Raw genomic sequence first — 19,181 nt, 5'->3', positions numbered from 1 at the left:
TCATGACGGATTTCGATCTAGTGGGGATCGGCATCGGGCCGTTCAATCTTGGCCTTGCCGCCCTTCTCTCTTCCCACGAAAATCTCTCGAGCGTGTTTCTCGAGCGCAAACCGGTGTTCCGGTGGCACGAAGGTCTCATTCTTCCCGGGACGACGCTGCAGGTCCCCTTCATAGCGGATCTCGTCACAATGGCGGACCCGACGCATCATCTGAGCTTCCTCAACTACCTTGCTGTGCACGATCGCCTCTACAAGTTCTACTTCTACGAAAACTTCATGATCCCGCGGCAGGAATACGATCACTATTGCCGCTGGGCCTCGCAGCAACTTTCCGCTTGCCGCTTCGGCGAGGAAGTGGTCGACGTCGCCCATGAGCCGGCATCCGACAGCTTCATTGTCGAAAGCAGATCCGCCCTGGGGGGAAAGCAGCACTATCGAAGCCGAAACATTGCGGTCGGTGTCGGCACGGCTCCTTTCCTGCCGAAGTGGGCGCAGATCAAGACCGTGGCACCGCTCATGCATTCCAGCGAATTCGGGAGGCGGCGTCTGGAGCTCTCGAAACGACGCCGTGTAACAGTCATCGGCTCAGGGCAAAGCGCCGCAGAATGCGTTCTTGCGCTTTTGAACGATCTGACGCCGGAGATGGTCGCAGCTGGCGCTTCGATCCAATGGATCACCCGCTCGGCGGGGTTCTTCCCGATGGAGTATTCGAAGCTGGGACTCGAATACTTCACGCCTGACTACATGCGCCATTTCCATCGAATCGCGCCGGCCAGACGTCGCGAGATCGTTGCGAATCAAGGCCTGCTCTACAAGGGCATCAGCTTTTCGACCATCGGTGAGATCTTCGATCTCATGTATGAACGTTCGGTGGGCGGACGCGATCCAGGCCTGGCACTCTTTTCCAATTGTGCGGTCGAAACGCTGGAGAGCGCAGGGGCATCGGGGTCGTTGCGCATCGGCATCAACCACAACCATCTGGATGAGAAGGCAACGGTTGAGACCGACGCGATTGTGGCCGCAACGGGGTACCGGCATGCCTGGCCGGAATGGCTGGGGTCGCTGAAGGGCAGCGTTCTAGCGATTTGCGAGCGGGGCGACCTGATGGTCGGCGAGGATTTCCGTGCACGCCGCAGCGACGACGGCTACGGCCATGTGTTCGTCCAGAATGCCGAAACCTTCCACCACGGCGTCGGCGCGCCGGATCTGGGCCTCGGCGCCTTCCGCAATGGCGTCATCGTCAATCAGCTTCTCGGCCGCGAACATTACCGCGTCAATGCGCCGGCATCGTTCCAAAAGTTCGGTCTGCCCTCCAGTCAGACCGGTTCGTCCTCGATTTCAGGAGATTACTATGCCCATGCATCATGATGCCCTTCTTCCCGGCGCCTTTTCCGAGGAGCTCTGGCAGCAGGTCTCCAAACGCCTTCTGGCCAAAGTCGTCGAGGAATTCGCCTATGAACGTGTCTTCGGCGTTCTGGAGGAAAAACCGGGGCACTACCGCATCGATCTCGGCGAGTTTCAGTATCGCTTCAATGCGAAGCGCTATGTCTTCGACAACCTTTCGGTCGATCCTGCGAGCTTGTCGAAGCGACACGGCAATACGGATACCCCGCTTCACGATCCGCTGGCCTTTTGCGCTGAGGTGCTGCCCATGCTCGGCGTCAAGCCGATGACGGTCGCACACTTCATCAAAGAACTCGGCAACACGCTCCTTTCCGACGCCCATATTGCCGCACGCGCGGCCAAAACCGGCGCCGAACTTGCCGAGCTCGATGACATTAACATGGAAGGCGAGACCACAGGTCATCCGTGGGTCACCGTCAGCAAGGGGCGCATCGGCCTCGGCTATTCCGATTATCTTGCCTACACGCCAGAAAACCGGACGGCGACCGAGGTGCTTTGGCTCGGTGTCAGCAAGGAGCGCGCCTCCTTCGTCGCGGAAAAGACGCTGACCAACGAGGGGCTTGTCCGCGAAGCCGTCGGAGTGTCGCGCTTCGACACGTTTTGCGCCACGCTCGCCGTGCGAGGCGGTTCAGTCGACACGCATTACATGATGCCGGTGCATCCATGGCAATGGGATCACATGATCGTTGCGCACTTTGCCGCCGACATAGCAGCAGGGCACATCGTGTTTCTCGGCGAGGGTGATGATCTCTACCTGCCGCAGCAATCGGTCCGAACCTTGTCGAACATCTCCCATCCGGAGAAGTCGACGCTGAAGCTATGCATGACCATCCTGAACACGGCCGTCTATCGCGGTATACCCGGCAAGCGGGCGCTGACGGCTGCGCCGCTGACGACGTGGCTCGACCAACTGCTCGCCAGGGACCGATTCCTTTCCGAGGAGTGCGGTCTCGTTCTTCTAGGCGAGCGCGCAGGCATGCACTACGTCCATCCGCAATTCTCCGCGATTGAGGGCGCGCCCTATCAGTTCAACGAAATGCTAGGCTGCATGTGGCGCGATAGTCTGGCAGCGCATCTGAAGTCCGGCGAAACAGGCATGCCACTTGCCGCCCTCCTCCATGCCGGCACGGACCGCAAGCCGCTGGTTCAGGCACTCGCCGAAAAAACAGGCATGACGGTTTCGGAATGGATGGCGCGGTTCTTCGACGTCGTGATCCCGCCGGTCTTCCATCTGCTCGCGAAGCACGGCCTTGCCTTTTCGGCGCACGGTCAGAATGCGACACTTATTCTCAAGGACGGCCGGCCGGAGCGTCTGGCACTGCGCGATTTCATCGACGACGTTATTGTATGCGATCAGGCGTTTCCCGAAAGCGCCACCCTGCCGGAAGAGGTCCGGGCGGTTCTCCTGTGCCTGCCTGCGGACTTCCTGATCCATTTCATCCAGACGACGCTATTTATATGCGTCTTCCGCTACATGTCGGTCCTGCTCGACCAGCGCTCCGGCCTCTCCGAGCAAGCCTTCTGGGCTTTGGCGCGCAGCAGCATACTCGCCTATCAGAAGCGCTTCCCCGAGATGGCCTCTCGTTTCGCGACATTCGATCTCTTCGGCGATGAATATCCGCGCCTTTGCCTGAACCGGGTTCGCCTGTTCACGCATGGCTATGCCGATGACGACGAGCGCCCGGTACCGGATTTCCAGGGCATGGTGGACAATCCACTGGTCGCCTTCGACAAGCGCAGCAACGCCGCGTAACCGACTTCAAGGCGGCTGCAACGGAAGAATGGCGGCTCCCTAAACCGGGAGCGCCCTTTTGTCTGCCAGTTCGTCAGGCGGCCGCCGCGAGCCGGCGCAGGTCGGAGGGGCGCACGCCGTAGCGGCTCCTGAAGGTTCGATTGAAATAGGAAAGATCGTTGAAGCCGACATTGTAGGCGATCTGGCTGATGGACGTGGCCTCGCCTTCGGCCAGTATGAGGCCCTTGGCGAGTGAGAGCCGTCTTCCGAGCACATAACGGGAGAATGTTGTGCCCTCGCGGCTGAAGAATTTCTGGATTGCCCTCGGGGTGATACGCTCGGCCTCGGCCACGTCGGTTATCGAGAAAGAGCCGTTCGCAAGGTTCTGTTCTATGTGCATCTTGATGGATGCCATGCGACTGTGGGGCGTTTCTCGCGGAGTTACCTTGCCGATATCTTGAGCAAGCACCGGCAGAAGATCGTAGAAATGCGCGACCATCATACCGGCATGTTCCTCGCTCTGATACTCCTGCCTTAGAAGATAGCCCGCATAATTCGTCAGGAGCTGCAAAGGCAGGCATTCCGCCGCGAGCGGTTGCATCATGATCGGCTTTAGAAGATCACGCTTGGAAGCCAGAGCATAGGCCGGAAGGTGCGCACAATCGAAGCGCCCACCTTCCGGCAGTGTGATCTCGGATGAAGCGTCCGAGGGAAGAAATATGACGTCTGCGCGCGCCGTCTCAACCTTTATCCGACGGTGACGGATGACGAGCGGACCGTCCATCGCACGAAGGATGACGATACCGGCGTCTCCCATGCCGCTTGCCTTGACGCGAAGCATTGTTCTGGGAAAATACACGGTTGCCAGCGACAGGGAAACGTATTTCCAGAAGAGGCCGGTCACACCAGTCAAATCGCCCTCGTCCGCGGCGATGGTCGCCTCTCCGAGCATATCCAGAAGAATGCTTCTGCAAACGAGTCTACTTTCCCGATCAGGCAAAGAAAGCGTCCCGAATTTCAGCGGTCGGATCGTCTCCATGTCGTGAGCAGCCTTTCCTGTTGACGTTCGCATGCGTCCAAATAAGGTTCGCCATTATCCAAGCGGCGAACACCCTTAGCCCATTAAACATGACTTAAATAGTCTTGTATTCACCGGCAGCGGCAGTTGTCTTCTGGGCCGCAGGGGGCGTTATGGGTAATTTTGAGAAGGGCGGCCTAGGCTCGTGCGTCTGCTTCCTGTTAATGACGCTTGGCACGAGTGCTGTCGCGCAGGAGGCGGCGAATCAATCCGAAGCTGCGACGAGCCTGGAAGAGATCGTAGTCACCGGGGGACGATCCGCTCAGCAAATTTCGGAAATCGCGCGCACCATTTACGTCGTCGATTCGGATCAGATCCAGGCCGAGGCTAGGTCGGGCAAGACGCTGCAGCAGATTCTGGGCGAATCCATTCCGAGCTTCGATCCCGCGAGCGACGGAGCGCGCACGTCCTTCGGCCAGAACCTGCGTGGCCGGCCACCACTGATCCTCATCGACGGTGTCTCGATGAACTCGGCGCGCTCGCTGAGCCGACAATTCGATGCCATCGATCCGTTCAACATCGAACGGGTGGAGGTCCTGTCCGGGGCCACCGCAATCTACGGCGGAAACGCGACCGGCGGCATCATCAACATCATCACGAAGAAGGGCAAGGACGCGGAGCCGGGCCTGCATGCGGAAGTGACCGGCGGCATGGGCAGCGGCTTTGCCGGCAGCCAGGACTTAGACCGCAATGCGGCGGGTGCGGTCACCTACAACGGCGAAAACTGGGATGCCCGCCTTTCGATTGCCGGCAACAGGACCGGCGCCTTTTATGACGGCAGCGGCACGCTGCTGATCCCCGACATTACGCAGACGTCCACCGCCTTCAACGAGCGCATCGACCTGATGGGGTCAGTCGGCTACCAGATCGACGACGGCCGTCGCCTTGAATTTTCCGGGCAATACTTCGACAGCAAGCAGGATTCGGATTACGGGGTTTATTACGGGCCCTTCTTTGCAGCGCTCGCCGACCCCAGCCTGTTTGAAACCCGTCCCGGATACGAGTCCGACTTCAATCCGCAGACACGCCGCTCGATGTTCAACCTCACCTACACCGATAATGACGTTCTCGGCCAGCAGCTATTGCTTCAAGGATCTTACCGGACTGAGCGAATAAAGTTCCATCCCTTCCCTGCTTCAGGCAATAGTGAGACGGGTCCTTACTTCTACGGCAGTTCGCAGGACACAGATTATTACGGCATCAGGGCCGCCTTGGTCGCGGAACCCACCGATGCACTGAAAATCACCTATGGCGTCGACGCCGACAGGGATTCCTTCAAGGCGCGTCAGAACATTTTCGACACGCTGACAGCGGGGCAATCCGGAGGGCTCGATTTCGATACGATCGGGAGGACCGGTCTTTATCCATCCATCGATGTCTCCACCATCGCCGGCTTTCTTGAGGCCTCCTACGAGGCTACCGACAGGCTCACTCTAAACGGCGGGGTGCGCTATCAATTCGTCAACACCAAGGTATCCGACTTTATCGGAGCGGCGCAGCAGGTCGCCATCCTGCAGGGCAGAGCAACTTCTGCCGACACCATACCTGGCGGCGAAGTCAATTATGACGCCGCTTTGTTCAGTGCAGGCGCGACCTATCAGTTGACGAATACGCAGCAGGTCTACGCCAATTTCAGCCAGGGCTTCGAATTGCCGGATCCGGCCAAGTACTATGGAATTGGCAACTACTCCTTCTCCGGTGGACACTACACGCTTCTCGATAGCGTGAACGTGGGCGATTCCGCGCTCGAGGCGATCAAGACCAACTCATTCGAAATCGGCTATCGTCTCGATGACGGCACCTACAGTCTTGAAACGGCGGCCTATTACTCGCTCTCCGATCGTTCCATCAATCTCAATCGCTCATCGCTTGCCGTTGAGGTCATCGATCGGGAGAGACGCGTCTACGGCATCGAAGGAAAGGCGGGCGTAAAGCTCGGTCATGGTTTCAACGTTGGAGTTCTGGGGCACTGGGTCAGAACCGAGGTCAAGGGAGCCGACGGTTGGGAAAAGGACTCTGTCGGCAGCGCGAGCGTCTCCAAATTCGGCGGCTATGTCGGCTGGACCAATGACGCTCTCAGCGTGAGGTTTTCCGGTCAGCACGTATTCGAACTCACCGACGCCCAGGATTTCAAGATCGACGATTATACGCTGTTTGATCTAACCGGCGGCTATAGGTTCGAGAATACCGATACGACGTTGAATTTCGGTATCCATAACATCTTCGATACTGATTACACCACTATCTGGGGTTCTCGCGCCAAAGCCCTTTACGGCGGCCTGGCCGACGAGTCGGTGTTCGACTACAAGGGCCGCGGCCGCACATTCGCGGTCTCGCTGACCAAGGTTTTTTAATGGACCGGGGTCACCGAGGACAGTGGGGTTCCACCCCGGGAGCGGGCGGCGGGCACGCTGGGTCCGACGTTCAAGATGGCCGCGCCTTTCGCTCCTTTCAGCTTCATTCTAGCGGACCCGTCGACCTCTACGAGGCCGGTTCAATCTTGTCGGCCTCGGCGGCCCGCGGTCACCGCGCGCGCTTCGCATTTGCGGAGGGGGAACTCCGCATCGACGATCTCCACTTAGGCGACGCCGAGGGTCTTCGGCTTGCCTGCGCAGCCTTCGAATTTCTGTTCGCGACACGACGAGACCTGGCGTCAATCAGACTTGCGGGAGAGGGCTGGAACGCTCTTTCCCCGGAGTTGAAGCGGAGTGGCATTTTGGGCGAGAACACCAGCGCGATCTCGCATCGAACGATCTTCGCAGATATGTTCTGGCAGATACCGGAGATCTGGATGGCCTCGCCGTCAGTCGCCTTCCCACGGCGCGACCTCTTTGACGGTAGGACCGAGCATCCCCTACGCCCGCCAAAACCAGCCGGATGCGTCTATGCCCGATTCATCCCGTGGCTGTCGGGCACGCTGTCGCTCCACGTCGCGACACTCGATGACCTTCCCGACATTCACCGCTGGATGAATGACCCGAGGGTCGACGAATTCTGGAACGAGGCGGGAAGCGAAGCCGCCCATGGACGCTATCTGGAGCGCATGTTCGCCGATCCGCATACGATACCGCTGATCGGCCGCTTCAACGCACGGGCCTTTTCCTACTTCGAGATCTACTGGGCAAAAGAGGACGTGATCGGACCATTCTCAGGTGCCGGCGACTACGACCGCGGTTGCCACGTCATAGTTGGAGAGGAGTCCTGTCGCGGCAAGCCCTGGTTCACGGCTTGGCTACCCTCCCTTCTGCATCTGATGTTTCTCGATGATCCTCGAACCGAACGGATCGTGCAGGAACCGAGCTCAGCGCACCACCGCCAGCTCCGCAACCTGCAGCGCTCGGGCTTCTCTCACACAAGAACCGTCGACCTTCCGACAAAACGCGCCGCGATCATGTCGATCTCCAGGCAGCATTTCTTTCCGAATCGGCTGTGGCATCCGGCCCCGGGTCCGCATTGGAGCAACTCATGAGCGGCCGACCGTACCATCTGCAGGCAACAATCGTAGCTAAGGAGGCCGCGCAGCTTTTCGAAAGCCTGTACGCGCACCTCAACCCTATCTGGGCAACGCTTCGGATGCGGGGGGTTACGAAACAGGAGCAATCGGTCGCCACCTATTGGCACGCATCGTAAGAGGCAGGCACGCTCTTTGCATCGGCATCCTCACCCCCCGCAACCACATCTCCCGAAAACTCGCCGGTTATCGCCACCGCCGTATATGCTCGATCAAAGCTCGCATCTTTGGTGCCATGTTGCGGCGCTGAGGGAAATAAAGAAAGAAGCCGGGGAACGGCGGCAGGAAATCCTGCAGCAGCGGAACAAGTTCGCCGGTTTCCACGAACGGGCGGAAGGTATCTTCCGTTGCGAAGGTGATCCCGGCCCCGCACAGTGCCGAGCGGAGCATGAAGCGCAGGTCATTGGTGGTGATCTGGGGCTCGACCGCTACATCGAAGGGAACACCATTCTCCTCGAATTCCCACCTGTAGGGCGCGACATTCGGCGCTCGCCGCCAGCCTATGCAGCGATGATGGACGAGCTCACGCGGGTGCGCCGGCGTGCCGTGGACTGCAAGATAGGCGGGGGCGGCAACGGCCAGCTCGCGCTGATCGCCCGTCAGCGGCACCGCGATCATGTCCTGCTCGATCACCTCGCCAAGCCTGACGCCCGCGTCGAACCCGGCGGCCACGATGTCGAACTCCTCGTCCGTGACGGTGATGTCTATCGTCACCTTCGGATGGGTCCGAGCAAAGGAAGCGATGAGCGGACCGGAAAGGAATTGCTCGGCGATCGAGGTGACGGCGATCCGCAAAAGACCGCGGGGCTCATCCTCACCCGCTACCCGATCGAGCGCCGCCCCAATATCCGACAAGGGCTGCGACAGAGCCTCGCGCAGACGCTCCCCCGCTCCGGTCAGGCGAACTGAACGCGTCGTGCGGGTGACGAGCGTCGTTCCAAAGGCATCTTCGAGCCGCCGAACTCCCTGGCTGACAGCCGAGCGGGTCACACCGAGGCGATCCGCGGCAGCGCGGAAGTTGTCCTCCTCCGCGACGGCCAGGAAGAGCGGCAAAAGGTTCATGTCTATTTTCATTGTAGAGCAGTGCTAACCATTGAGTTCAGTGATCGATGGATACCGGCGACAGTCATTGAAGTCCATCTTCTCCGTGCAAATCAAAGGACGGAGTACAACATGGACAAGGTCATTCTGATCACGGGCGCCTCCAGCGGCATCGGCGAGGGCATTGCTCGCGAGCTTGGCGCCGAGGGTGCGAAAATATTGCTCGGTGCACGCCGCCAGGCCCGTATCGAGGCCATCGCCGCGGAGATTCGAGACGCAGGAGGAACCGCCCAGGCGCAGGTGCTGGACGTGACCGACCGTCACTCCATGGCAGCCTTTACGCAGGCCGCGGTCGACAGATGGGGACGCATCGACGTTCTGGTGAACAATGCCGGCGTCATGCCGCTCTCGCCGCTTGCCGCCGTCAAGCTGGACGAGTGGGAGTGCATGATCAACGTGAACATAAAGGGCGTGCTTTGGGGCATCGCGGCCGTATTGCCGATCATGGAGGCACAGCGCAGCGGGCAGATCATCAATATCGGCTCGATCGGAGCGCTGTCGGTCGTACCCACAGCCGCGGTCTATTGCGCAACGAAGTTCGCGGTTCGTGCGATCTCGGACGGGCTGCGCCAGGAGAGTACCAATATCCGCGTCACCTGCGTCAATCCCGGCGTCGTCGAGAGCGAACTTGCTGCAACCATCACCCACCAGGAGACCGTGGCGGCAATGGACGCCTATCGCGCCATCGCGCTTCAGCCCGCCGACATAGCCCGCGCGGTCCGGCAGGTGATCGAGGCTCCGCGGAGTGTGGACACCACCGAGATCACGATCAGGCCGACCGCATCGAGCAATTGACCCGGCGCGTTCCCGGGACGCTTTCCCGCGTCCCCCTGACGAAAGGAATATTCCATGATCTTTTCCTTATTGACAGATCGCCTCACCGGCGGCGGCCGCAAGCTGCTGATCGCTTCGACCTTGATGACCGCCGCACTCCTGAGCCAAACCGTAGCCGAGGAAGCCGAAATGCAGGCCAATCACCCCTATGTCGGCCTTTGGGTTACAGAAGACAGTTACATCCGCCACGAACTCCTGCCGAACGGTCGCTATGTCGAGGCCCGCGGTACGCGTGAACGGGCCTATGAGGGACGCTACCAAGTGACGGGCACGCATATCGATTATTGGGACGATACCGGCTTTACAGCGGATGGAGATTTTATCGACGGCGTTCTGCATCACGGCGGCATGATCTTCTATCGCGAAAGCAGGACGGGGAGACCATAAGCGCTCAGGATGTTGAGAATTCAGGCGTATCCTACCCAGCCCCTGAAGGTGATCGCCGCATAGAACAGGCGAACATCCGAGAAGCCCGCCTTGCGAAGCACCGCCTCGTCCTCCTCGGGCGAGAGAACCGATAACTTCGTCGCGATCGCCTGCCTTGCACTTTCAGCATCGCCGGAGGCTGTTCCGCCGAACGCGACGTGACGGGCAATCCAGGTCGAGCGCTCAGGTTCCGATTGCGGGAAACTGATGTGCGCGACGACGAACGGAGCGCCTGGCACCAGACGGCGGCGAATCTGTTCGAGTGTGTCGAGGCGTTGAGGGCGATCAACAAAGTGGAGCGTGAGGAGGCAGACGGCCGCGTCGAACGGCCCCTCCGGTGCGTCGCCTATGTAGCCCTGTTGCAGATGGACACGCGCCAGATGGGCCCCCACCGTCTGTTCTGCGACGCGAAGCATGTCCGGCGACGGGTCGATGCCACAAAAACGCCAACCTGAATTGTCGTCGGCGAGGGCTTTGAGCTCCATGCCGCCGCCAGCGCCGAGCACCAGAACCCGCGCTTGCACCGGTGCACGTTCCGCGACCAACATCGATGCCATGCGATGCAGAGCGGCCAACCCCGGTACTTTTCTCAACGTCCCTTCGACGTACGAACTGGCGTGGGCGGCGGTAAAAGCTGGACTATCGACGCTCGGAGATTTCATCGTGCGGTTCTCCCAAATCATGTAACAATGTTTGTTACATGATTCGCCTTTCGTCAAGTCACCTCTGCCTGTGAAGGCGCCCAATTCAGTACCGCCATTCAACAATCGGTTCACAGGCACTATCGGCATCGCGATGGTAGTCACACGCGCTCTCCGCCCTAACTCACTTGTGAATGCGCCTGCGGGATCATTTCTCGCGCTCGGTTGTTGCGCGTTCGCGGCGTAGGCCGCTTCGTCCTAGACCTTTCATCATCAAGACATGGAGCTGGATATGCAAAGTCCTGGCGCACTTGAAATCTCGCGGCGCGACCTGCTCGCCGCCTCGGCCGCTACCGTGACAGTGGTGAGCGCACACTCGCTCGGTCACGCGCAGACCAATGTCTCCACCACACCCCAGAGCACGAAGGTCACTTTCACGGTGAACGGAGAACGCCGGGAGCTTCAGCTTGATAACCGCACGTCCCTCCTCGACGCGCTGCGCGAGCATCTGCATTTGACGGGCACCAAGAAGGGATGCGATCACGGTCAGTGCGGAGCGTGCACGGTTCTCATCGACGGCCGCCGCGTCAACGCTTGCCTGACGCTCGCCGTCATGCACGAGGGCGACAGCATCACGACGCTCGAGGGATTGGGGCAGCCCGAAAACCTCCATCCGATGCAGGCCGCCTTCGTCCAGCACGACGGATTCCAGTGCGGCTACTGCACGCCCGGCCAGATCTGTTCCTCCGTTGCAATGCTCGATGAAATCAAGGCCAATATCCCAAGCCATGTGACGGTGGATCTTACGGCGCCGGCCGAAATAACGCCTGCCGAGATCCGCGAGCGCATGAGCGGCAACATCTGTCGTTGCGGCGCCTATTCGAACATCGTCGAAGCCATCACCGAAGCCGCGGGGAGGAAGGCATGAGAGCTTTCAGCTACGAACGCGTCTCGTCGATCGAGGCCGCGGCCCGGGCCGCTGCCACCACGGATGGCGCGAAATTCATCGCCGGCGGCACCAATCTCCTGGATCTGATGAAGCTGGAGATCGAGACACCGACACATCTGGTCGATGTCAACGGGCTGGCACTGGACAGGATCGAACCCACACCGGAAGGGGGGCTGCGTATCGGTGCCCTCGTCCGCAATACGGATCTTGCCGCCAACGAACGGGTCCGCCGCGATTACGCCCTTCTGTCGCGCGCCCTGCTCGCAGGGGCATCGGGACAATTGCGCAACAGGGCGACGACCGCCGGCAACCTGCTTCAACGCACCCGCTGTCCGTATTTCTACGATACCAACCAGCCGTGCAACAAAAGGCAGCCGGGCAGCGGCTGCTCGGCGCTGGCCGGCTTCAGCCGCCAGCTTGCGGTGGTTGGCGTCAGCGATGCCTGCATCGCCAGCCATCCGAGCGACATGGCGGTCGCCATGCGTGCCCTCGACGCCGTCGTGGAGACCGTGCGAGCCGACGGCACGACGCGCAGCCTCCCGATCGCAGATCTCCATCGCCTGCCGGGTGACACGCCGCATATCGAACATGTCCTCGAGCGGGGCGAATTGATCACCGCGGTCGTCCTGCCGAAGCCGGCCGGCGGCAAGCAGATCTATCGCAAGGTTCGCGACCGGGCGTCCTACGCATTTGCGCTCGTCTCCGTCGGCGCCATCTTGCGGCCGGACGGAACCGGCCATGTCGCGCTCGGCGGCATCGCGCCGAAACCATGGCGTGACGAGGCGGCCGACAAGGAGCTGGCGAACGGAGCAAAGGCGGTCGCCGCCAAGCTTCTTGCCGGCGCCCGCCCGACTGAACAGAACACCTTCAAGCTCACGCTCGTGGAACGCGCGCTGAGCGCGGTCCTCGTCGAAGCGAAGGGATGAGACAATGAAATTCGATACACCAGCAACGACGAACCCGATCGACCAGGGCAAGGTAATCGGCAAGCCCATCCCCCGCATCGACGGTCCGCTCAAGACGACCGGCAAAGCAATCTATGCCTATGAGTGGCATGATCCGAATAACCGCTATGCCTATGGCTATATCGTCGGTTCGGCAATCGCCAAGGGCCGGATCAGGTCGATGGATGTCGCCGCCGCGAGAAATGCTCCCGGTGTGATCGCGGTCGTCACCACCGATGGCGTCGGGGAACTGAAGAAGGGTAAATACAATACCGCCAAGCTCTTCGGTGGCACCGAGATCCAGCACTACAACCAGGCCATCGCCGTCGTGGTCGCCGAGACATTCGAGGAGGCCCGCGCCGCCGCGGCGCTCGTCAAGGTCGAATATGCCGAGGAAAAAGGCGCTTTCGATCTGGCCGCGGCCAAGGACAGCGCCGTCAAGCCGGAAGGCGAGGAAGACTCCGGAGCGGGCGACTTCGATGCCGCCTTCGAGGCAGCTTCCGTCAAGCTCGACCAGGTCTATACCACCCCGGACCAATCGCATGCCATGATGGAGCCGCACGCTTCCATTGCCGCGTGGAGCGGCGACGACCTGACGGTCTGGACATCGAGCCAGATGATCGACTGGTGGCGGACCGATCTCGCGACGACGCTTGGGATCGACAAGGACAGGGTGCATCTCATGTCGCCGTTCATCGGCGGAGGCTTCGGGGTGAAGCTGTTCCTACGCGCGGATGCGGTGTTGGCAGCGCTTGCCGCACGTGAAGCCAAGCGCCCCGTAAAGATCGCCCTCCCCCGCCCTTTCCTGATGAACAACACCACGCATCGCCCAGCGACGATTCAGAGGATCCGGATCGGCGCAGGACGCGACGGCAAGATCACGGCGATCGCGCATGAAAGCTGGTCCGGGGACCTTCCGGGCGGTGGTCCCGAAGTGGCCGTCCAGCAGACTCGTCTGCTTTATGCCGGAGCGAACCGGATGACCGCCATGCGGCTTGCCACCCTCGATCTTCCCGAAGGAAACGCGATGCGCGCTCCCGGCGAGGCGCCGGGCATGATGGCTCTGGAGATCGCCATCGACGAGATGGCCGAGAGGCTGGGTCTCGACCCCGTCGAATTCCGCATCATCAACGACACCCAGGTCGATCCGGAGAATCCCGAACGGCCCTTCTCGCATCGCAATCTCGTCGGCTGCCTGCGCACGGGCGCGGAGCGCTTCGGCTGGCAAGACCGGAGCAAGCAACCCGGTGCTCGGCGCGAAGGAAACTGGCTGATCGGCATGGGAGTGGCGGCGGCGTTTCGCAACAATCTTGTGCTGAATTCGGGCGCCCGCGTCCGGCTCGACCGCGAGGGCATCGTCACGGTCGAAACCGATATGACCGATATCGGTACGGGCAGTTACACGATCATCGCCCAGACGGCGGCCGAAATGCTCGGTGTGCCGATCGAGAAGGTCGCCGTCAGCCTGGGAGACTCGCGCTTCCCTGTTTCCTCGGGTTCCGGCGGGCAGTTCGGAGGAAACTGCTCCACGGCCGGCGTATACGCGGCCTGCGCCAAGCTGCGGGAAGCCGTGGCGCAGAAGCTCGGCTTCAACAGCACCGACGACCTTGTCTTCGCAGACGGCGAAGTCCGGTCGGGTGACCGCCGAATGCCGCTCGCGCAAGCTGCCGGCGATGAGGGGCTCGTCGCTGAGGATCTGATCGAATTCGGCGACCTCACCAAGACCCATCAGCAATCCACCTTTGGAGCTCATTTCGTCGAGGTCGCGGTCGACGTTGCGACAGGAGAGACACGGATCCGGCGAATGCTGGCGGTCTGCGCCGCCGGCCGGATCCTCAATCCGATCACGGCACGCAGCCAGGTGATCGGCGCGATGACAATGGGGGTCGGCGGCGCGCTGACCGAGGAACTCGTCGTCGACAAGGAGCGTGGCTTCTTCGTCAATCACGATCTCGCCGCCTACGAGGTGCCGGTGCACGCCGACATCCCGCACCAGGAGGTCGTCTTCCTGGAAGAGACGGATCCGATGTCCTCGCCGATGAAGGCCAAGGGTATTGCCGAGCTCGGGATCTGCGGTGTCGCGGCAGCTGTCGCGAACGCCATCTACAATGCGACCGGCATAAGGGTACGGGAGTATCCCATCACGCTCGACAAGCTGATCGAGGAGCTTCCGGAAGTCAGCTAGAACATGCCAAGGGCATCTACCCGGCGTAACTTTAAGGCTAAGCAAGCATGGGAGGTTCGGATAGGATAGACAGCGCTATAGCGAGAGGAAATGATGCCAGCGGAGCCGGAGGAAGATGAAAGGAGTGGAGGGGCACCTGTCTCCTCCACTTTTGCCCGCGTGCGGAAAATCATCCATATCGACATGGACGCATTTTATGCTTCGGTGGAGCAGCGCGACAATCCGGAGCTTCGAGGCAAACCGCTCGCAGTCGGGTATCCGGAGGCGCGCGGCGTGGTCGCCGCCGCGAGCTACGAGGCCCGCAAATTCGGCGTTCACTCGGCTATGCCGTCGGTGACGGCCAAGCGCAAATGTCCGGAGCTGATCTTCGTTCCGCACCGCTTCGACGTCTACCGGGCCGTCTCGCGGCAGATTCACGCGATCTTTGCCGAATACACGCCGCTGATCGAACCTTTGTCGCTGGATGAAGCCTATCTCGACGTTACCGAGAACCTGAAAGGCATGCAGCTCGCAACCGAGATCGCGGAACAGATACGCGCCAGAATCCGGGCCGAGACCCAGCTCACCGCATCCGCTGGCGTATCCTACAACAAGTTCCTTGCGAAGATCGCTTCGGACCAGCGCAAGCCCGATGGGCTATTCGTCATCACGCCGAAGCACGGCCCAGATTTCGTGCAGGCGCTTCCCGTCAAGAAGTTTCACGGCGTCGGACCGGCAACGGCGGAGAAGATGAAACGGCTCGGCATCGAAACCGGCGCCGACCTCAAATCCCGTGATCTCGCCTTCCTGCAACAGCACTTCGGCAAGTCGGGGCCGTATTTCTACTGGATCGCCCGCGGCATCGACGAGCGTGAGGTCAAGCCCGACCGCATCCGGAAATCGATCGGCGCCGAGGATACGTTTCGGGAGGATGTTCATGATCTTGAGGCGGCCCGCGCGGGCCTTAAGCCTTTGATCGACAAGGTCTGGCACTATTGTGAAGCCAGCGGCATTCGCGGCAAGACCGTGACACTGAAGGTGAAGTGGGCAGATTTCACGCAGATCACCCGAAGCAAGACCATCGTTGCGCCGATTGCGAGCGCCGCCGAAATGGGCGAGATCGTGGAACTGCTGCTGTCACCAATCTTTCCCGCCGCCAAAGGCATTCGATTGCTCGGGGTCACGCTCTCGTCTCTCGATCCCGTGGACGATCGGAGCGGGCCGCAGCTCGCCCTGGCGCTTTGAAGCCGCGGCCTGACAGAAACGAAAAAGCCTGCCGCGGGAGGAAGCGCGACAGTCCAGCCAAGTAAAAATCAAATCCCGAGAGCTGCAGGGAAAAACACTTATGCGTATCGGAAAAAGAAAATATCGAAGAGGGGGCATTCAGCGAGAAAGAAAAATCCCGAGGCGTTTACAAAAATTCCCTCAGTCTCCTGGAATCTCTTCAGGAATAGCTGAGAAAATCTTGGTTTCGCCACATTTATGGCCCAACAGTTAATGGCTACTCATTGACGGGCTTGGCTCCAAGATCCTACCCCATCTCTCCGATCATCGATCGACTCCATAAGGGCGCAAAGCTTTCTCTGTTGCCGATGGAGAATATGGCGGCACTTGTTCGTGCTGCCATGGAGTCGAACCTGCTCCGCGGGCTCTGAGCGAGCCTTGCAAATCACGCTTCCGAAGGAAGCGGGTGGTCCGTTCGCCAAACCGTCTCGATTCCAGACAGCTCACCGGGAGGAAACCAATGAAATCCTATGTTGAAAGCTTCGGATACCAATTCAATCCCGTCGATTTCGCGATCAGGTCGACGCCAGCACTCTGCATTGGAATGATCGTCTTTATTACTCTTTACGACGTGATCTGGTGAATGGCTTCGGCAAATGCGTCCGCATCCCAAGCGGCCGCAAACCGGACACACTTTTCCTTATCCCGCTCTAGCCCGAGCCACGCCTGAAATAGCTAGGAACGGCCGGTGAACATGGCGGAATGATACCCCGCCAATAACCCCTCCGCGGCAGCGACGGCATGGTATAATGCCGGCTCGTTACAACGCCTCGAACATCGTTACCCAGGTTCAACCATCGTTGCAGGAACTGCTGCATCGGTGGCTCGTTCTCACTTTGTGTGGAGTGGAGTACGTTCGAATGACTGGATGGAATTATCAGGAACCGGAACATCACGCCTCAACGGGACTGCCCGTAAGCATTCTGCTGTTGTCGGTCCTCGGAATATCAGCCTATCTGCTGGTCGGGGGTTCCTTGAGTGGTGGAGAGCGCGCCGGCTCCAAAGTCTATCTGCCTGTCGCGCAAACACAGGTTCGTTGAGGAAAGACAGTTGGAGATCCCGCTCGGCCGGACAGGTGAAAGCCGTCGGCTGCCGCCGAAAAGGCAGTACCGGTTTTCGTCGTCAGGCTTATCCGTGAATTACTGCTCAGTTAGTCGGTTGGCGTTTCCGCCGAACCGGATGTGCTGGAACAACGAGGTCTCCGGGAGAGTTTCTCGGTGTGGCAACGAACCTGGTAAATCTTCATGCGTATCGTCATTATAGTTATAGTCGCATCAATTGTCAGCATACTAGCTTTCAAATACGTCAACAATTCCTTGTGGAATGCACCCATAGCGGCCACGGCCGAAGAACTGTCCGAAGGTTAACGGACCATCGCGGTCTCAGTTACGGACCGCAAGGGTTTTCGAGAGATTTTGTGGCCCATATATGCGAGAGTCGCAGCGCGTTACGCAAATAGGGCGGCGGCAACATGTCTCAATCCAGGATTTGCAAGGGATGCTGGGAGCAGATGCGTATTCCGGTGCCCCTGCGCGGGCCGGCTTCCATTCCCTTTCGCGCCTTTGGCATCCGCCCGAGCCGGATGAATCCGAATACCTGCACGATCTGCGAACTCATGTTCACGCGCGTGATGAAAGCCCGCAAGATCACCGTTGACGTCTCCGTCCTTTTTGCAGATCTGCGAGGCTATACGGCGCTTTCGCAGTCGCTTACGGCCGATACTGTCTCGTCGCTGCTGGATGATTTCTACGATGAATGTGCCGCGGCGATTTGGGAGTTCGACGGCCTTCTCAACAAGACGGTCGGGGACGCGATCATGGCAATCTTCAACTTTCCGATCCCCCACGCGGATCACGCCGAGCGCGCCGTACTTGCCGCACGCGAGATCCAGCGCCGATGCCAATTGCGCCGTGAGGTTCGCCTGGCGGAGGGTGCCGGCCTGGACGGAAGTGAGCTCGGTGTCGGCATCGGCATCGACACCGGTGAGGCCAGCTTCGGAGAGTTCGGCCGATCCCACCGCGACCTGACTGCAATCGGAACGGTTGTGAATACTGCCGCTCGGGCCCAGTCCGCCGCCGAGGCGGGGCGAATTCTGGTGACCAAAGCCGTTTGCGAGCGCGCGCAGAGCCAAACGGCGGCAAGCGAGGGCCGAAAATACTCTCTCAAGGGCTTTGAGAAGCCGATCGAACTTTTCGCAATCTGAAGAAAGCCGGGGTTCAGAAATACCCGGTAAGTTCGAGCGTCTGATAGCCGGCCAACAGCGTGATCAAAGATCCGACGAGCCGCAGGAGCGTTTTCTCTCGCAGTGCCTTGACCACCCATCCTGCAAAGGGTGCGGCAAGCACGCCGCCCGTGATCAGCCCGCCGATGGATGTAAGATGGTCGCGGAAATCGCCAGCCTGTTCCCAGTGACCGGTTAGAACCGTGGCCAGGAAGCTCAGAGACACTGAAAGTGCGATCAGAAACTCGCTCGCATTGACGGTCCCGATGACGTAGCGCGGCTGTCCGCCTGCGCCGAGCAGACCGGTGGTGGCGACGGGCCCCCATCCGCCGCCTTCCGCGGCATCCAGAAACCCCGCGGTTGCGCCGAGCGGTGCCACGATCCTCAGCTTGACCGGGTTTGTGGGAATGCGATGAAAGGAGCGGTAAAGCAGCCAGGCTCCGATCACTGCAAGATAGGCCGTGACGAAAGGCTTGACCTGATCTCCGTCAAACGAGGTCACGACGAAGGCACCCAGCATTCCACCGGCGATGCCGAAAGGAATGAGCCGCCAGAACAGCTTCCAATCGATGTTGCGGTGATAGAGATGGGCCGATCCGGAAGCGGCAGTGGTGAACAATTCCGCCGCATGGGCTGATGCCGACGCCTGGGCAGGCGGCACGCCAAAGGCAAGAAGCACCGTTGAGCAGATGACGCCGTAGGCCATCCCGAGAGCGCCATCGATCACCTGCGCGAGAAAGCCGACCAATGCGAACAGGATGAATTCTTCCATGGACAGCTCCGGGTTGGGGGCTCGACCGCCCCGCACAAGGAAGCCTCACATGTGCAGCGGCACACGGAGGCTTCCTGTTTCACTTCAGTCTCTGCTTCTTGGCAAGGTGGAAAACGAACGC

At 60.2% G+C, this 19,181-nt stretch carries 16 protein-coding genes; 12 read left to right on the top strand and 4 right to left on the bottom strand.

Annotated elements, in window-relative coordinates; genetic code table 11:
* Window positions 1–2: 2 nt before the first annotated feature.
* Both basC and BHD07_RS11470 read left to right on the top strand, forming a co-directional pair.
* Window positions 3–1,367, top strand: coding sequence for a putative histamine N-monooxygenase (gene basC / locus BHD07_RS11475; RefSeq protein ID WP_338280147.1), 1,365 nt, complete (start codon window positions 3–5; stop codon window positions 1,365–1,367).
* A complete protein-coding gene (locus BHD07_RS11470; protein ID WP_338280144.1) occupies window positions 1,351–3,156 on the top strand; it encodes an IucA/IucC family protein in 1,806 nt (601 codons plus the stop codon). The genes basC and BHD07_RS11470 overlap by 17 nt, the downstream gene beginning before the upstream one ends.
* A 73-nt stretch (window positions 3,157–3,229) precedes the next feature.
* Here BHD07_RS11470 and rhrA read toward each other — a convergent pair whose 3' ends face one another.
* On the bottom strand, window positions 3,230–4,174 hold the full coding sequence (gene rhrA, locus BHD07_RS11465; protein WP_338280141.1) for a rhizobactin biosynthesis transcriptional regulator RhrA: 945 nt from the start codon (window positions 4,172–4,174) through the stop codon (window positions 3,230–3,232).
* A 152-nt stretch (window positions 4,175–4,326) separates the two neighbouring features.
* Here rhrA and BHD07_RS11460 point away from each other — a divergent pair, with 152 nt between their 5' ends.
* Entirely contained in the window at window positions 4,327–6,567 is a 2,241-nt protein-coding gene (locus BHD07_RS11460) for a TonB-dependent receptor (RefSeq protein ID WP_338280138.1), read from the top strand.
* 362 nt (window positions 6,568–6,929) lie between these two features.
* A complete protein-coding gene (locus tag BHD07_RS11455; protein WP_338280135.1) occupies window positions 6,930–7,682 on the top strand; it encodes a GNAT family N-acetyltransferase in 753 nt (250 codons plus the stop codon).
* Window positions 7,683–7,910: 228 nt separating this feature from the next.
* On the opposite strand, the gene BHD07_RS11450 is transcribed toward BHD07_RS11455, so the two are convergent.
* Window positions 7,911–8,798, bottom strand: coding sequence for a LysR family transcriptional regulator (locus BHD07_RS11450; protein ID WP_338280133.1), 888 nt, complete (start codon window positions 8,796–8,798; stop codon window positions 7,911–7,913).
* A 99-nt stretch (window positions 8,799–8,897) separates the two neighbouring features.
* On the opposite strand from BHD07_RS11450, the gene BHD07_RS11445 reads away from it, so the two are divergent.
* Window positions 8,898–9,620: an SDR family oxidoreductase gene (locus BHD07_RS11445; RefSeq protein WP_338280130.1), complete on the top strand. Its 723-nt coding sequence runs from the start codon at window positions 8,898–8,900 to the stop codon at window positions 9,618–9,620.
* A gap of 54 nt (window positions 9,621–9,674) precedes the next feature.
* The gene (locus tag BHD07_RS11440) at window positions 9,675–10,046 is read left to right on the top strand and encodes an Atu4866 domain-containing protein (RefSeq protein WP_338280128.1); all 372 of its coding nucleotides are present in this window, start codon (window positions 9,675–9,677) and stop codon (window positions 10,044–10,046) included.
* A 20-nt stretch (window positions 10,047–10,066) separates the two neighbouring features.
* Here the strand turns inward: BHD07_RS11440 and BHD07_RS11435 are convergent, their stop codons facing one another.
* Window positions 10,067–10,747 (bottom strand): class I SAM-dependent methyltransferase, encoded by a 681-nt coding sequence (locus BHD07_RS11435; protein WP_338280125.1) that lies wholly within the window; start codon window positions 10,745–10,747, stop codon window positions 10,067–10,069.
* 271 nt (window positions 10,748–11,018) lie between these two features.
* On the opposite strand from BHD07_RS11435, the gene paoA reads away from it, so the two are divergent.
* The 6 genes from paoA (at window position 11,019) to BHD07_RS11405 (ending at window position 18,270) form a co-directional block, all read left to right on the top strand.
* Complete coding sequence (gene paoA, locus BHD07_RS11430; protein ID WP_445190481.1) at window positions 11,019–11,654, top strand: aldehyde dehydrogenase iron-sulfur subunit PaoA; 636 nt, start codon at window positions 11,019–11,021, stop codon at window positions 11,652–11,654.
* Window positions 11,651–12,601 (top strand): FAD binding domain-containing protein, encoded by a 951-nt coding sequence (locus BHD07_RS11425; protein WP_338280120.1) that lies wholly within the window; start codon window positions 11,651–11,653, stop codon window positions 12,599–12,601. The genes paoA and BHD07_RS11425 overlap by 4 nt, the downstream gene beginning before the upstream one ends.
* Window positions 12,602–12,605: 4 nt before the next feature.
* Window positions 12,606–14,804 carry an aldehyde oxidoreductase molybdenum-binding subunit PaoC gene (gene paoC / locus BHD07_RS11420; protein WP_338280118.1) on the top strand — a complete coding sequence of 733 codons (2,199 nt, stop codon included), beginning with the start codon at window positions 12,606–12,608 and terminating at the stop codon, window positions 14,802–14,804.
* Between the two features lie 90 nt (window positions 14,805–14,894).
* On the top strand, window positions 14,895–16,028 hold the full coding sequence (gene dinB / locus BHD07_RS11415) for a DNA polymerase IV (protein ID WP_445190480.1): 1,134 nt from the start codon (window positions 14,895–14,897) through the stop codon (window positions 16,026–16,028).
* Between the two features lie 499 nt (window positions 16,029–16,527).
* Window positions 16,528–16,650 carry a hypothetical protein gene (locus BHD07_RS11410; protein WP_018096561.1) on the top strand — a complete coding sequence of 41 codons (123 nt, stop codon included), beginning with the start codon at window positions 16,528–16,530 and terminating at the stop codon, window positions 16,648–16,650.
* 888 nt (window positions 16,651–17,538) lie between these two features.
* Window positions 17,539–18,270: an adenylate/guanylate cyclase domain-containing protein gene (locus BHD07_RS11405; protein WP_275600247.1), complete on the top strand. Its 732-nt coding sequence runs from the start codon at window positions 17,539–17,541 to the stop codon at window positions 18,268–18,270.
* Window positions 18,271–18,283: 13 nt separating this feature from the next.
* Here BHD07_RS11405 and BHD07_RS11400 read toward each other — a convergent pair whose 3' ends face one another.
* Window positions 18,284–19,060, bottom strand: a complete 777-nt coding sequence (locus BHD07_RS11400) for a sulfite exporter TauE/SafE family protein (protein ID WP_338280111.1) — start codon at window positions 19,058–19,060, stop codon at window positions 18,284–18,286.
* Between the last annotated feature and the right edge of the window lie 121 nt (window positions 19,061–19,181).

The organism is Sinorhizobium sp. KGO-5 (genome assembly GCF_036245905.1).
GTDB lineage: Bacteria > Pseudomonadota > Alphaproteobacteria > Rhizobiales > Rhizobiaceae > Sinorhizobium > Sinorhizobium meliloti_A.
The sequence above is the reverse complement of the archived record's forward strand: the minus strand, read 5'-3'. Positions and strand labels throughout refer to the sequence as shown.